Source organism: Streptomyces sp. NPDC047853 (assembly GCF_043204535.1).
GTDB lineage: Bacteria > Actinomycetota > Actinomycetes > Streptomycetales > Streptomycetaceae > Streptomyces.
In genome coordinates this window covers 1-13,797 of record NZ_JBIDCI010000003.1, presented here as the reverse complement: position 1 = coordinate 13,797, position 13,797 = coordinate 1, and the positions used below count along the sequence as shown (strand labels likewise).

13 protein-coding genes and 1 rRNA gene are annotated in these 13,797 nt (G+C 71.2%); 9 read left to right on the top strand and 5 right to left on the bottom strand.

What is annotated here, in order from left to right; all coding sequences use genetic code 11:
• Positions 1-73: 73 nt before the first annotated feature.
• Positions 74-982, bottom strand: a complete 909-nt coding sequence (locus ACGF5T_RS06885; RefSeq protein WP_366769106.1) for a hypothetical protein — start codon at positions 980-982, stop codon at positions 74-76.
• 86 nt (positions 983-1,068) lie between these two features.
• On the opposite strand from ACGF5T_RS06885, the gene ACGF5T_RS06880 reads away from it, so the two are divergent.
• The gene (locus tag ACGF5T_RS06880) at positions 1,069-1,239 is read left to right on the top strand and encodes a hypothetical protein (RefSeq protein WP_361019579.1); all 171 of its coding nucleotides are present in this window, start codon (positions 1,069-1,071) and stop codon (positions 1,237-1,239) included.
• Positions 1,240-1,364: 125 nt separating this feature from the next.
• Here the strand turns inward: ACGF5T_RS06880 and ACGF5T_RS06875 are convergent, their stop codons facing one another.
• Positions 1,365-2,075, bottom strand: a complete 711-nt coding sequence (locus tag ACGF5T_RS06875) for a phosphatase PAP2 family protein (protein WP_356608676.1) — start codon at positions 2,073-2,075, stop codon at positions 1,365-1,367.
• Between the two features lie 238 nt (positions 2,076-2,313).
• Positions 2,314-3,315: a bifunctional lytic transglycosylase/C40 family peptidase gene (locus ACGF5T_RS06870; protein WP_366769105.1), complete on the bottom strand. Its 1,002-nt coding sequence runs from the start codon at positions 3,313-3,315 to the stop codon at positions 2,314-2,316.
• A gap of 412 nt (positions 3,316-3,727) precedes the next feature.
• Between ACGF5T_RS06870 and ACGF5T_RS06865 the strand changes: the two genes are divergently transcribed.
• The 6 genes from ACGF5T_RS06865 (at position 3,728) to ACGF5T_RS06840 (ending at position 10,874) form a co-directional block, all read left to right on the top strand.
• The gene (locus ACGF5T_RS06865) at positions 3,728-4,036 is read left to right on the top strand and encodes a hypothetical protein (RefSeq protein WP_356608680.1); all 309 of its coding nucleotides are present in this window, start codon (positions 3,728-3,730) and stop codon (positions 4,034-4,036) included.
• Between the two features lie 171 nt (positions 4,037-4,207).
• Entirely contained in the window at positions 4,208-5,017 is an 810-nt protein-coding gene (locus tag ACGF5T_RS06860) for a hypothetical protein (protein ID WP_366769104.1), read from the top strand.
• Entirely contained in the window at positions 5,007-6,344 is a 1,338-nt protein-coding gene (locus ACGF5T_RS06855; RefSeq protein ID WP_366769103.1) for a hypothetical protein, read from the top strand. Before ACGF5T_RS06860 ends, ACGF5T_RS06855 begins: the two co-directional genes overlap by 11 nt.
• On the top strand, positions 6,341-7,900 hold the full coding sequence (locus ACGF5T_RS06850; protein WP_356608685.1) for an SCO6880 family protein: 1,560 nt from the start codon (positions 6,341-6,343) through the stop codon (positions 7,898-7,900). Before ACGF5T_RS06855 ends, ACGF5T_RS06850 begins: the two co-directional genes overlap by 4 nt.
• Before the next feature lie 12 nt (positions 7,901-7,912).
• Positions 7,913-9,325, top strand: a complete 1,413-nt coding sequence (locus tag ACGF5T_RS06845; protein WP_356608687.1) for an ATP-binding protein — start codon at positions 7,913-7,915, stop codon at positions 9,323-9,325.
• Positions 9,326-9,347: 22 nt separating this feature from the next.
• Entirely contained in the window at positions 9,348-10,874 is a 1,527-nt protein-coding gene (locus ACGF5T_RS06840) for a TraM recognition domain-containing protein (protein ID WP_356608689.1), read from the top strand.
• Here the strand turns inward: ACGF5T_RS06840 and ACGF5T_RS06835 are convergent.
• The gene (locus tag ACGF5T_RS06835; protein WP_366769102.1) at positions 10,871-11,434 is read right to left on the bottom strand and encodes a GNAT family N-acetyltransferase; all 564 of its coding nucleotides are present in this window, start codon (positions 11,432-11,434) and stop codon (positions 10,871-10,873) included. The genes ACGF5T_RS06840 and ACGF5T_RS06835 overlap by 4 nt on opposite strands.
• A 95-nt stretch (positions 11,435-11,529) precedes the next feature.
• Here ACGF5T_RS06835 and ACGF5T_RS06830 point away from each other — a divergent pair, with 95 nt between their 5' ends.
• Together ACGF5T_RS06830 and ACGF5T_RS06825 are read left to right on the top strand one after the other, a co-directional pair.
• Positions 11,530-12,789: a histidine kinase gene (locus ACGF5T_RS06830; RefSeq protein ID WP_366769101.1), complete on the top strand. Its 1,260-nt coding sequence runs from the start codon at positions 11,530-11,532 to the stop codon at positions 12,787-12,789.
• On the top strand, positions 12,786-13,451 hold the full coding sequence (locus ACGF5T_RS06825) for a response regulator transcription factor (protein WP_366769100.1): 666 nt from the start codon (positions 12,786-12,788) through the stop codon (positions 13,449-13,451). Before ACGF5T_RS06830 ends, ACGF5T_RS06825 begins: the two co-directional genes overlap by 4 nt.
• 72 nt (positions 13,452-13,523) lie before the next feature.
• On the opposite strand, the gene rrf is transcribed toward ACGF5T_RS06825, so the two are convergent.
• Positions 13,524-13,640, bottom strand: a 5S ribosomal RNA gene (rrf, locus tag ACGF5T_RS06820).
• Between the last annotated feature and the right edge of the window lie 157 nt (positions 13,641-13,797).

The following is a 13,797-nucleotide window of genomic DNA, read 5'->3' as shown; positions in this document are numbered from 1 at the left end:
GTCACCTCGTCTCTGCCGTCACCGACTTCCTAGAGTAGGGAGCGGCCTACACACCGCGCATGGCACGGAAGGGCTAGTTCTTGCCGTCCGTCCCCTCACCGGCGCCGCCACCCGGCACCCCGCCGGGCTCCGCTCCGATCCGGCCCGCGTAGATGTCGCCGTCCTCGGGCAGCCGTACGCGGACGGCGGCGCCGAAATCGTAGAGCAGCGTCGTCGAGGCGACGGCCACCTCGCCCTCGTCGCGCCCGTTGGAGAAGCTGAAGCGGTGCCGGAGCTTGCGGATCCGGCCCTCGTCGTCGAGGTACGCGTCGAACGGCACCTCGGCGGTCGCGAACCCCTCGGCCGCCGCGGCCAGCGCCTTCCGGTTGCCCTCCGACGCGGCCCGCGACGCCCGCGCGAGATCGGCGGTGCCCCGGTAGTGCCGCACGGCGGTCCCCGCGACCTCCGTGCGCCCCACGAACGTCGCCGTCCGCGTCCCCCGCAGCACCTCGGCGGCGGCGAGGGGGTCCGTCGCCCCACCGGTCACCAGGTTCCCGTCGGTCAGCGAGGCGGTGTCCACCCGCACCCACTTGTCGTCGGGCACACCGGCCCCCCGGTTCTTCATGTAGAGGGCGCCCGGCGCGAGCAGTTCGGTGATCGGCCGTCGCCCGCTCGTGCCGGCCGGGTCCTGCGGCAGCCGCACCTTCAGCCGCCCGAGCCGCCGCGTGAAGTCGTACACGCCCTCGCCCCGGATGGTCACCCGGGTCCCGCCGCTGGCCATCTCCATCGCGGTCCGCGTCTTGGCGCTCCCGGCGGCCACCAGGCGGTCCGCGGTCCCGTGCAGCACGGCGACCGGATCACCGGCGCCCGGCCCCGGGGCGGCGGCCCCCTGTCCGGAGCACGCGCTGCCGGCGAGGCACGCGCAGACCAGGCCCCCGGCGAGGACGAGCGGACCGCCGGCCCGTCCCAGCCGCCGCTCCCGTGCCCTCCGCCACCCGACCATCGCCACCTGCCCCAGCCGTCCCGCCCGTTCCGGACCCCTGCCGTCCCGGTTAACGAGGGGCGGGCGACCCCGGTAACGTTGTCGGCGTGGCGCAGCAGGACGGTCTCGAAGCTCCTCAGGAAGTCCCGGAACACCTCACGACGACGGTCGAACAGGGCCCCTTCTGCCTGGCCCGCTGCACCTGCGGCTGGCGGGGCCCGGCCCGCAGGGCGAGAAGCCAGGCCCGCACGGACGCCAGACTCCACACCCCGGCCTGACCGGCGCCCGTCCGACAGAACGACGCGGCCCCGGCTCCCTGGCGACACTCGAGCGCCAGTACGGCCGGGACCGCGTCCTCACCCACTCGCAGGCGCACCGGGCGCCCGCGCACTCCCCTCGAGCCCTAGGCGGCGAGATCCCGCTCCCCCGCCTCGGCACCCTCCTTGCGCGCCCCCGGGATCACGGCGCCCTGCCCGGCGGCACCGCCTCGCCCCCGCGCGCTGACCAGCCATCCCACCCGGGGCGACCGCTCGACGGCCCGGGTCAGCGGCGTCAGCAGCGCCATGGCGACCGGCGACAGCAGCAGCGCGACCGCCGTACCGAGGGCGAAGCCCCCGATGACGTCCGTCGGGTAGTGCACGCCCATGTAGACCCGGGCGAACCCGCCGAACACGGCGAGCACGATCGCCACGAGCCCGAACTTGCGGTTGGCGACGAACAGCGCGACGGCGAGCGCCATGACGAGCGTCGCGTGGTCGCTCACGAAGGAGAAGTCGTTCTTCCCCTCGATGAGCACCTCCAGGCCGTCATGGGTCTTGAACGGCCGTGGCCGCTCCACGAAACCCCGTATCGGCACGTTGACGAGGACCGCGACGCCGGCCGCGAGCGGGGCCCAGACCAGGGCCGCCACGCTGGAGGCCGCGTCCTCGCCACCGCGCCGCCGCACGGACCACCAGCACCACACCACCAGCAGCACGATCGCGAACAGCAGTCCGTACTCGCCCACGAACTCCATGACCCGGTCGAACCAGTGCGGTGCGTCCTTGGCCAGGCCATTGATGTCGTAGAGCAGCTCGACGTCGGGGTTCGACCCGGATTCGGCGAGTCCAGCCATGGTGCTGCGGCCCCTTCGTCATGTCCTCCGGCGCACCGAGCGCACGCCTCTTTCCGCCACCCCCGTGGTCGTAGATCCGCCGGCTCCGTCCGTCGCCGCACACCTACACGTCAACAGGAACGCACGGTCCCCGTTGATACGTTCCACACTCCACTGAATGATCACGCAGACGTTATCGAAGAGAAACACGTCGTCGCAGCTCAGGGCTGGGGTTCACGCTCCGTCCAAACCATGGCATTCACACCGTCGTGGGCAGCGCTTTCGCGCCATCCTCGGTCACGCGGGTGGCCCCGAAATAGTCCGGAGTGTCGATCGGGTCGAACCGGATCACGGCCCCTGTCCGCGGTGCGTTGATCATGTACCCGCCGCCGACGTACATCCCCACGTGCCGGATCGCCCGGGAGTTGGTGAGGTCGTCCGAGAAGAACACCAGGTCCCCGGGGAGCAGCTCCTCCCGACTCGGATGCGGCCCCGCGTTGTACTGGTCGTTGGCGACCCGCGGCAGCTTGATCCCCACACTCTCGTACGCCGCCTTGGTCAGCCCCGAGCAGTCGAAACGCCCACCCTGCTCGGCCGTCCCGTTACCGCCCCACAGATAGAGCGTGCCGAGCTTCTCCTGCGCGTAGGCGATGGCCCCGGCGGCCTGCTCGGAGGGATCGACCCGGGTCTCGGGCGCGGCGAAGCTCTTCTCCAGGGTCGTGATCACCTTGACGTAGTTCTGGGTCTCCTTGTACGGCGGGACACCCTGGTACTTGATCACCGCGTAGGCCCCCGCGTTGTAGGAGGCCAGCATGTTTTCGGTCAGGTTCCCGGGCACGTCCTTCACGTACGACGCGAGGGAGCAGTCGTAGGACGCCGCGGACGGAATGGCGTCGTTCGGGTCCCACACGTCCCGGTCGCCGTCCCCGTCCCCGTCGACCCCGTGGGCGGCCCACGTGCCGGGGATGAACTGCGCTATGCCCTGCGCCGCCGCGTGGCTCTGCGCCCTGGGGTTGAACCCGCTCTCCTGGTAGAGCTGGGCGGCGAGCAGCGCCGGGTTGATGGCGGGGCAGAGGTTGCCCCACTTCTGCACGAGCGGCTGGTAGGCGGCGGGCACCGACCCCTTGGCGAGCCTCTTCGTCCCCCCGCCGGCGCCGCCCGCGAGGTCTCCGGCGACGAGGTAGACGCCCACGACGAGCAGCATCACGAACGACAGGCCGGAACCGACGACCACGGTCCCCGCGATCCAAGCCTTACGCACCGTTAACCGCCCCTCGCCGTCCAGGACTCATGGCGACGCCAGTGTAGAGGCCACTCACGGTGCGGCGGCTGTCACCGGGCGAACAGGAACGCGCCTGTTCACCCGACCACCCGTCAGGATCCGCCACCGAGACGCGAAAGGGCCTAACGACCGAACCGGCCGACAGGTTTCGCTCAGGCCTCGTTGCCCGGCGTGACCTGCTGTGATACACAGAGTGACGATAGGGCACTTCGTACACCGTCCCGTGCCCGCCTGAGCAGTCGGCGTGGGGCGGTGGCAAGCTATTCGTACGAAACCCGCCAATCAATGACGCCAAGTCGACATCTCCCGGCGCCGTTGTCGGCGACAATGAGGCCTGACCTCTGCACGTCCGCAGAGGGTGCGGAACTACCCAACAGGGGCGGTGACTTACATGCTCTTTGCGGCCGACGAGGGAGACATCAACACCATCATCGGGGGGATCGCTCCGGACTGGGGCCCCTTCGGTGCGCTGGGCGCCGAGGCGAAGACGATGGTCCAGGTCGTCATGGCCGTCGCCATCCTGCTCTGTCTCGGCATCGCCATCTGGGGCGCCGCCAAGCAGCGCATCGGTGCCACCGCGCTGCGGGACACCTTCAGTGCGGAGCAGGGCAAGGGCCTGATCGTGGCGGGGCTGACGGGCGTTTTCATCATCGGCTCGCTCGGCACGCTCTTCACCATCGTGTACGGGATGGCCGTGTAGCCCGGCGCGCATCCGTCCTCCCGTTCCCCCTCCACCCCACCCGCCCGTCGTGCCAACCGGCTGAGGTTGCGTTTCCCTGATGTCGAGTCACCACACCGCGCCCGCGCGGGAACCAGCACGGCTACCGTCGTACTTCTACGGCAGGCACGACGTCGAGGGGGAGTACGCGGCATGAGTCTCGGAGACGACCACCAGTCCTCCGGCGGTTACGGCGGCACCGGCCAGACCCGGACCCGACTGCCCGACGGGGACGCCGACGGCTACGGCACCCCCCGGCGCGGCGGCCGCTCCTCGTCCCGGAGCCTGGTCACGGTGGTCGGCGTCGTCGTCCTCCTCATCGCCGCGATCGCCTTCGCGAACCGTGGAGGGGGCGATTCCGGCGCCTCCGACGAGGCCGCCGACAAGCCGAAGACCTCCGCGACGGCCCCGACCGGCACCACCCCGGTCCAGTCCGGCTTCGCCCACGACGACCAGGGGGCGCAGAGCGCGGCGGCGAATTACGCGGTCACTCTGGTCTCCGCCGACATCCTCAAGCCCGCCCGGAGAGCGGAGATCGTCCGGCAGGTCTTCGTGGCCGACAAGCAGGCCGCACTGGAGGACCAGTTCAACCGGGCGTACAGCAAGGAGTTCCTCGCCAACATCGGCCTGGACACGAACGGCGACGCCACGGCGGGCAACACCTACGTCTCACGCACCATGCCGATCGGTACGAAGACGACGCAGTACTCCGACACCGCCGCGAGCGTCGACGTCTGGTGCACCGGCGTGTTCGGTACGACGGGCGAGAAGACCACCAGCCCCGTGAGCAGCGACTGGTTCACCATGACGTTGCAGCTGCGCTGGGTGGACGGCGACTGGAAGGTCGAGGCCTTCTCCCAAAAGGACGGCCCCGCGCCGGTCCCCGGGGACAACAGGGCCTCCTCCGCCGACGAGATGTCCAAGGCCGTCCAGGAGTACGGAGGGTTCACCTATGCCCGTTAACCCGCGCCGCGTACTCACGGCTGCCGCGGCCCTCACCGCCGTACAGGCCACCGTGGTGCTCCTGGCGACGCGCGCCGCCGCAGCACCCACACCGTCACCGACCCCGTCGGAAGACAACTGCGACCTCATCGTCGGCCCCGCCAAGGAGTACTGCGAGAACGGCGAACCCAGCGCCGGCTCCGGTGGCGGTGGCGCCCCCAGTGTCACCAGCACCCTCGACCCCCTCTCCTCCCTCGCCAAGGGCTGTGCCGACGCCGCCTCCTGGACCGTCGACAAGCTCAGCGCCGCCGTCCAGGACACGGCCGACGTCGACTTCACCAACCCGAAGTTCCTCCAGCAGTACGCCGTCGTCTTCGCGGCGTCGACGATCCTCACGCTCGTCCTGTGGCTCCTCGCCGTGGCGAAGCGTGCCGTGCGCGGCGTCCCCCTCACCACCGCGCTCTCCGAGGCCATCGGGTTCCTCTGGCTCACCGTCCTGGCCTCGGCGTTCACGCCGCTGATCCTCTACACGGTCGTCTCCGCGACGGACGGCGTCACGGACGTCCTCGCCAACACGACCGGCGACCAGACGGACACCTTCTTCGGGACGTTCTCCGGCGCCCTGAAGAAGGGCGAGGACATCGGCGGCGGCCCGATCATGCTGATCGTCGTCTCCCTGGTGTCGATCCTCGCCGCCGGCGTCCTCTGGCTGGAACTGGTCATCCGCGCCGCCCTGCTCTACGTCGGCGCCCTCCTCGGCACCGTCGTCTACGCCGGCCTGGTCGACAAGAACCTGTGGGGCCACGTCCGCCGCTGGGCGGGCATCATGATCGCCGTGATCCTGGTCAAGCCCGTCATCGTCATCGTCCTGGGCCTCGCCGGGGCGCTCTCCGCCGACGACGGACCCGACGCCTTCTCCGCCGTCGTCTCCGGCCTCGCGATCATCCTGCTCGCCATCTTCGCGTCCGCGATGATCTACCGCTTCGTCCCCGGCTTCGGCGACGAGATCGCCGGCTCCCGCAACAACCGCATCATGCAGGGCGCCGAGGGCAAGGCCGCGGCCGTGATCAGCTCCCCGGCGAACCTGGTCGCCCAGGGCATCAGGACCCACAGCACCCGACACAACGGGGACGGCGGAGGCGGCCAGTCCGCGTCCTCCTCCGCGGCCCGTCCCTCGAACCCCGCCTCCGGCGGAGTCGCCGCGCACAGCTCACGCCCCTCGAGCGGCGGCGGCGGAAATGTCCCCTCCGCCGCACCCGCACCGCGCTCCGGCAGCCCGGTGAACACGCCCCACGCCAGCAACACCCGCAACAGCAGCACCAAGAGCACAGGAGGTGACGGGCGTTGACGACCGAGTCCCACGTGTCCCATCCGGTCACGCCCCGCCGCACGTATCTGATCGGCCGCGCCCGGCCGAACGCGATCGTCGGCCGCAACCGCGAGACCGGTGAGATCGCGCTGATCGTCGTCGGCGCGTTCCTCGGCATGATGTGCGGGCTCCTCGTCCCCGTCCTGACCCTGCGCATCGTGCTGCTCGTCGGCTTCCCCATGCTCGGGCTGGCGGCCGTCTACGTGCCGTACAAGCACCGCACGTTCTACAAGTGGTTCGAGATCAACCGCAGCTACAAGCGGACGCTGCGCAGGGGCACCACCTACCGCTCCGGCGCCGTCGAGGCCGGCACCCGGCTCGACGGGCGGGAGATCGAGGTCGGCCCGCCGCCCGGCATCGGCCGCATCACCTGGCTGGCCGCGCCCTTCGGCCCCGACGAGATCGCCGTCCTGCTGCACGCCGACCGCAAGACGGTGACCGCCGCCATCGAGATCGAGGGCCCCGGCGTCGGCCTGCGCGACTCCGAGGACCAGGAAGCCCTCGTCGACCGCTTCGGCACCCTGCTCAAGCACGTGGCCAACGGCGACGGCTTCGTCACCCGCATCCAGATGCTCGCCCGCACCCTCCCGGCCGACCCCGACGCGCACGCCAAGGACGTCGCCCAGCGCGGCGACGACAGGGCGCTGCCGTGGCTCCAGCAGTCGTACGACCAGCTCCAGTCGATGGTGTCCACCAGCAGCGAGCAGCACCGCGCCTACCTCATCGCCTGCATGCACTACACCCGGGAGCTGGCGGCCGAGGCCAACGCCATGGCCCGCGCCGCCCGGCCGCAGAACGGGCGCAAGCTGGACCGGGACGCGGGCCTCGCCGTCGTGATGGCGCGCGAGCTGACCGACATCTGCTCCCGCCTCCAGGAGGCGGACATCCGCGTGCGCCAGCCGCTCGGCCAGGGCCGGCTCGCCTCCCTCATCCACGCCATGTACGACCCGGACCACCCCATCGACCACATCCAGGCGATGACCAAGCGCAACGCCTGGCCGGCCGAGCTGGACGCCATGGAGCCCACCTACCTCCAGGCCAAGACCCGCGAGTCCTCCACCCGCGCCCCCTGGTGCCACGCCACCGCCTGGGTCAAGGAGTGGCCGATGACCCCGGTCGGCGTGAACTTCCTCGCACCGCTGCTCGTCCACACCCCGGACGTCATCCGTACGGTCGCCGTCACGATGGACCTCGAACCCACCGAGGTCGCCATCGAGCGCATGCTGACCGAGAAGACCAACGACGAGGCCGAGGCCTCCCGCGCCGCCAAGATGAACCGCACCGTCGACCCCCGCGACATCGCCGCCCACGGCCGCCTGGACCAGCGCGGCGAGGACCTCGCCAGCGGCGCGGCCGGCGTCAACCTGGTCGGCTACATCACCGTGTCCTCCCGCTCCCCCGAGGCACTCGCCCGCGACAAGCGGACGATAAGGGCCTCGGCCGGAAAGTCGTACCTGAAACTGGAGTGGTGCGACCGTGAGCACCATCGCGCCTTCGTGAACACACTTCCGTTCGCCACCGGCATCCGAAGGTAGGGGCTGAGCCTGATGCGGGACCCGCTGACCGTCCTCACCGACGCCTTCACGTCCTTCCTCTTCGGGAAGGTGGAGACGACCCGCCTCCCGGTCCGCACCTCCACGGGCCAGGCCCAGGCCGTCTACCTGCCCACCGCCGCGCCGGGCCTCGGCGACTCCGGCGTGATCATCGGCCGTGAGGTCTACTCAGGCAAGGGCTACATCTACGACCCCTTCCAGCTGTACGGCCAGCAGCTCCCCGCCCCGCACTGGCTGGTCCTCGGCGAGTCCGGCAACGGCAAGTCGGCGCTGGAGAAGACGTACGTCCTGCGCCAGCTCCGCTTCCGCGACCGCCAGGTCGTCGTCCTGGACGCCCAGGGCGAGGACGGGGCTGGTGAATGGAACCTCATCGCGCAACAGCTGGGCATAACTCCGATCCGGCTGGACCCGATGGCGGCACTCGACCAGGGCATCCGGCTCAACCCCCTCGACCCGGCGATCACGACGACCGGGCAGCTGGCCCTGCTCCGCACGATCATCGAGGTCGCGATGGGCCACGGCCTCGACGAGCGCTCCGGCTTCGCGCTCAAGGTCGCGCACGCCTACGTCAACGAGACCATCGTCGAACGCCAGCCGGTCCTCACCGACATCGTCGAGCAGCTCCGCCACCCCGAGCCGGAGTCCGCCGAGGCGATGAACGTCGCCATAGACGACGTACGGGCCTGGGGCCTGGACGTGGCGCTGGTCCTCGACCGCCTCGTCGACGGTGACCTGCGCGGCATGTTCGACGGCCCGACCACGGTCGGCATCGACCTCGACGCGCCCCTCATCGTCTTCGACCTGTCCCACATCGACCGCAACTCCATCGCCATGCCGATCCTGATGGCCATCGTCGGCGTGTGGCTGGAGCACACCTGGATCCGCCCCGACCGGAAGAAGCGCATCTTCCTGGTCGAGGAGGCCTGGCACATCATCAACAGCCCCTTCGTGGCGCAGCTGTTCCAGCGGCTGCTCAAGTTCGGGCGGCGCCTCGGCCTGTCGTTCGTGGCGGTGGTCCACCACCTGTCGGACGTCGTCGACGGAGCCGCGGCGAAAGAGGCCGCGGCGATCCTGAAGATGGCCTCCACCCGGACCATCTACGCCCAGAAGGCCGACGAGGCACGCGCCACCGGACGCGTCCTCGGCCTGCCCCGCTGGGCGGTGGAGATCATCCCCACCCTCACCCCCGGCATCGCGGTGTGGGACGTCAACGGCAACGTGCAGGTGGTCAAGCACCTGATCACCGAGACCGAACGCCCCCTGGTCTTCACCGACCGCGCGATGACCGAGTCCTCCTCCGACTTCAACGACGACGCCCTGCGCGCCGCCGAACTGGAGGCCGAGGAACGGGCGGCGGCCTTCGTGGAGCAGCACATCGGCGACTCGTCCGAATCGACGGTGGCGTAGGCGGAGGGGGAGGACGGAACGGATGAGACCGGACGACCGACGGCGGGACGGCGGCATCCCGGACGGCCTGCTGCTCGGCACACTCGCCTTCATCCTCTGCATGGCGCTGCTGGTGTGGACGGCGACGGGCCTCGCCGCCCTGCTCGCCCACGGCTCCTGGCCCGCGGGGGTCACCTTCGGCGGCACCCCGCCGGCCATGCGCCACCTCGTCGCCGAGCCCCACGACATCGCCGGTGCCTGGCCGGACGCCCCGGAGACGGCCCTGTCCGGGTACGGCCTGTTCTGGGGCCTGTTCATCGGCCAGCTGATGGTGCTGGTCGTCCTCACCGTGTTCGTGATGGGCACGGTGGCACGGTGGCGTGCGGTCCGCCGGCAACGGCGCACCGAGGCGCGGGCGGCGGCCCTCCAGAAGCGCACGCCCGTGGTGGCGCCGAAGGCGGCGCGGGAGCCGGAGCGTACGCCGGAGGCGGCGCCCGAGCCGGAGCAAACGGGGCAGCAGGCGCCCGTACCGGTGCACGAGGTACCGACCCCGCGCGCGCCCCGGCAGGAGGCGCCCCCGGAGGAGGAGCCCCTCCCCGTACCGCCCGGCGGCGGGCGGAGCGGCGGTTGGGAGGCACACCGTCCCGAGACCGCGGTGCACTACGGTCCCCCCGACACCCGTCTCTCGACCGCCGCGAACGCCCTGCGCGAAGCGGAAGGCGCCGCCCTCGTCATCACCTCCGGCCCGGCCCTCTGGGCGGAGACCAAGGACGCCCGCGCGAAGCTCGGGCCCTGCCACCTCTACGACCCGAGCCACCTCTGCGACACCCCGGCCCGCCTCCACTGGTCCCCGACCACCGGCTGCGAGGACAGGCCGACGGCCACGACCAGGGCGGCCGCCCTCCTCGCCCCCGTCCGCCCCACCGCCCGGCTCGACCAGGCGGTCGGCGACACCGCCGAGTTGCTCCTGCGCAGCTACCTCCACGCCGCCGCCGTGGACGGCCGCACCGTCCGCCACGTCCACCGCTGGTCCCAGGGTCTCCAGGTCCAGGACGCCGTCCGCATCCTCCGTACCAACCCCAAGGCCGCGGCCGGTGCCGCGGGCGAGCTGGAGGGCGCCCTCACCGCCCACCCCGAACGGCGGGACATGGCCCAGCAGCTGACCGCCCGGGCCCTGGCCGCCCTCTCGACGGTCAACATCCGTGAGGCCTGCACCCCGAACCGAACTGATGCCCTCGCCCTGGATTCCTTCGTCCACGAACAGGGAACGCTTTACGTGGTGGGTGAATCCATCGAAGACCCCCGTACGAGCCCGGGCGCGATGCCGCTGCTGACGGCGCTCGTCTCCAGCGTGGTCGAGCGCGGCCGGCGCATGGCCGAACGGTCATCCTCCGGTCGCCTCGACCCACCACTGACGCTCGTCCTGGACGACGTCGCGGCCGTCGCTCCGCTCCCCCAGCTCCCGGAGCTGCTGGCCGCCGGCGCGGACCGCGGCATGCCGACCCTGGCCCTGCTCCGCTCCCGCGAACAGGGCCGCGCCCGCTGGCCGCACGACGAACTGCCCGTCTAGCGCTCGAGCACGAACTCCAGCTCGTCCTCTCCGGGGCCCGGGCCCACCAACGGCACCGTCCGCCCGCTCGGCACGAACCCCGCCTTCCGGTAGGCGCCCTGGGCACGCTCGTTGTCCGGGTGCACGATGAGCCGCATCCGCTCCAGGCCGTTCGCCCACGCCCATTCCAGCCCCGCGTCGAACAGCGCCTTGGTCAGCCCGCTCCCCCGCCACTCGGGACGCACGAACACCCCCACCACATGCCCCTGCCGACGCTCCACCGGGAACCCGGCCCAGTCCGTCGTCCCGGCGTCCTCCACCAGCACGGTCAGCGTGCCCAGCCACATCCCGCCGGGCACCTCGGCGACGAACTGCCGCGCCCCCGCCGCTCCGTCGGCCGCCTGGGCCGCCCGCTCCCGCCAGTAGGAGTCCGGCCGCGCGACGGCGTCGTCGTACGTCTCCAGATACGCGAGGTGGGCCAGCGGGTCGCGCAGCGCGCGCAGCCGCAGCTCCTTCACGGCGGGCCACTCGTCGGCGCGTATGGAGCGGATCACGTAGTCACCGGGGACCGAGGCACTCATGCGGGCCACCGTAATACCCGGGTACTACGACGCTCACCCGATATACCGGCCCCGGGACGGACGCCCCTCGTCTCCGCAGCCCCGACCATGGTCGGATGGAGCCCGTGAAATCACCGCCGCAGGGCCGCGCGGCGGAGCCCCTCACCGAGTACGTGCACCGCGTCACCCGCCGGGTACGCGCCTTCGACCGGCGTCGGCCCCTCGTGTGGGACCTCCTCCTCACCGGCTTCTGGGTAGTGGCCGCCCTGATCGACGCCGCCGGCGGCTGGCGAAACGTCGCCCATGACGCCGACGTGCCCGCCGGCCTGGTCCTCGCCCTGAGCCTCGCCCTCACCGTCCCCCTGTTCTGGCGCCGCGGCCACCCGCGGGCCGCCCTCCTGGCGACGATGCCCGCGGCGCTGCTCAGCAGCTGGTCCGGCGCCGCCCTGCAGGCGGCGCTGCTCCAGCTGCTCCTCGTCCACCACATCGCGCTGCGGCTGCCGCTGCGCACCCTCTGGTGGGCCGTGGCCCTGGTGACGGCTCCGGTCTGCGTCACGGCGCTCCGCTACGGCGACGACGCGGGCTCCTGGAACCAACAGCTCGGCTCGCACCTCCTGTCCATCGGCGTGGCGGTGCTCATCGGGGTCACGGTCCGCACGCGCCGCGACTACACCGAGGTCCTGGAGGACCGCGCCCGCCGTCTGGAAACCGAGCGCGACCAGCAGCTCCGGCTCGCCGCCGCGGCCGAACGCGCCCGCATCGCCCGGGAGATGCACGACATCATCGGCCACAACCTCTCCGTCATCACCGGCCTCGCCGACGGTGGCCGCTACGCCGCCGCCAAGTCCCCCGAGCGCGCCACCCAGGCCCTGGAGTCCATCGCCACCACCAGCCGCCAGGCGCTGGGCGAGCTGCGCCGCCTGCTGGACGTCCTGCGCGACGAGGACCGGGCAGGTTCCCGGGCGGAGCTGGCCCCCCAGCCCGCCCTCACCGACCTCGACCGACTCCTCACCGGCGTACGCGGAGCCGGGCTCCCCGTCCGTACCACCGTCCAGGGCCGGGCCACCCTCCCCGAGGGCCGCCAGCTCACGGTCTACCGCGTCATCCAGGAAGCCCTCACCAACACCCTCAAACACGCCGGTCCCGACGCCACCGCCCACGTCGACCTCTCCTACGAGGCCGGTTGCGCCGTCGCCCTCACCATCACGGACACCGGACACGGTGGCCCGTCCCCCGCCGCGTCGGAAGGCCGGGGCCTGCCCGGAATGCGCGAGCGCACCTCCCTGTACGGCGGCACACTGGAGGCCGGCCCGCGGCCACGCCCCGAGCGGGGCTGGCGCGTCCACCTGCGTCTCCCGGAGGAATCCGCCCAGTGACCACCGTCCTCATAGCCGACGACCAGCCACTCCAGCGTTTCGGTTTCCGGATGCTGCTGGAGAGTCAGGACGACATGACGGTCGTGGGGGAAGCCGCGAACGGTGCCGAGGCCACCCGGATGACCGCCGCACTCCACCCTGACGTCGTCCTCATGGACGTCCGCATGCCGGGCCTGGACGGTATCGAGGCGACCCGCCGCATCATCGCCGCCGGCGGGCGCACCCGGGTCCTCATCCTCACGACCTTCGACCTCGACGAGTACGCCTACGCCGGGCTGCGCGCGGGTGCCTCGGGTTTCCTGGTCAAGGACGCCCAGCCGGAGGAGCTGCTCTCCGGTGTCCGAGCGGTGGCGACGGGCGACGCCGTGGTGGCTCCGAGCCTGACGCGCCGTCTGCTCGACGCCTACGTCCACCACCTGCCGGCGTCCACGTCCCCGGACGGCGCCCCCGACCCGCGTCTGGCCGCTCTCACCGACCGCGAGAACGAGATCCTCAGAGTCATGGGTCAGGGCTGGACCAACACGGAGATAGCCGAGCGCCTGCATCTCGCGGAGTCGACGGTGAAGACCCACGTGGGCCGCATCCTCGCCAAGACGGGCTCACGCGACCGCGTACAAGCGGTGATCCTCGCCTACGACACGAAACTAGTGACACCGACCTGAGCCAGCGCAAAAAAGGGGCTGAACGCAGAAAACCCCGCACCGTTCCCGGTGCGGGGTCTTCTCGCAATAATTGTTCGGCGGCGTCCTACTCTCCCACAGGGTCCCCCCTGCAGTACCATCGGCGCTGAAAGGCTTAGCTTCCGGGTTCGGAATGTAACCGGGCGTTTCCCTAACGCTATGACCACCGAAACACTATGAAACTGACAACCGCACCATGTGTGGCACATGGGGTTGTTCGTGGTTTCAGAACCAACACAGTGGACGCGAGCAACTGAGGACAAGCCCTCGGCCTATTAGTACCGGTCACCTCCACACCTTGCGGTGCTTCCAGATCCGGCCTATCAAC

Excerpts from the sequence above, each read along its gene's own strand:
- ACGF5T_RS06885 (WP_366769106.1), bottom strand. The coding sequence starts at position 982 with ATGGTCGGGTGGCGGAGGGCACGGGAGCGGCGGCTGGGACGGGCCGGC.
- ACGF5T_RS06875 (WP_356608676.1), bottom strand. The coding sequence starts at position 2,075 with ATGGCTGGACTCGCCGAATCCGGGTCGAACCCCGACGTCGAGCTGCTC.
- ACGF5T_RS06865 (WP_356608680.1), top strand. The coding sequence starts at position 3,728 with ATGCTCTTTGCGGCCGACGAGGGAGACATCAACACCATCATCGGGGGG.
- ACGF5T_RS06860 (WP_366769104.1), top strand. The coding sequence starts at position 4,208 with ATGAGTCTCGGAGACGACCACCAGTCCTCCGGCGGTTACGGCGGCACC.
- ACGF5T_RS06855 (WP_366769103.1), top strand. The coding sequence starts at position 5,007 with ATGCCCGTTAACCCGCGCCGCGTACTCACGGCTGCCGCGGCCCTCACC.
- ACGF5T_RS06845 (WP_356608687.1), top strand. The coding sequence starts at position 7,913 with ATGCGGGACCCGCTGACCGTCCTCACCGACGCCTTCACGTCCTTCCTC.
- ACGF5T_RS06840 (WP_356608689.1), top strand. The coding sequence starts at position 9,348 with ATGAGACCGGACGACCGACGGCGGGACGGCGGCATCCCGGACGGCCTG.
- ACGF5T_RS06835 (WP_366769102.1), bottom strand. The coding sequence starts at position 11,434 with ATGAGTGCCTCGGTCCCCGGTGACTACGTGATCCGCTCCATACGCGCC.
- ACGF5T_RS06830 (WP_366769101.1), top strand. The coding sequence starts at position 11,530 with ATGGAGCCCGTGAAATCACCGCCGCAGGGCCGCGCGGCGGAGCCCCTC.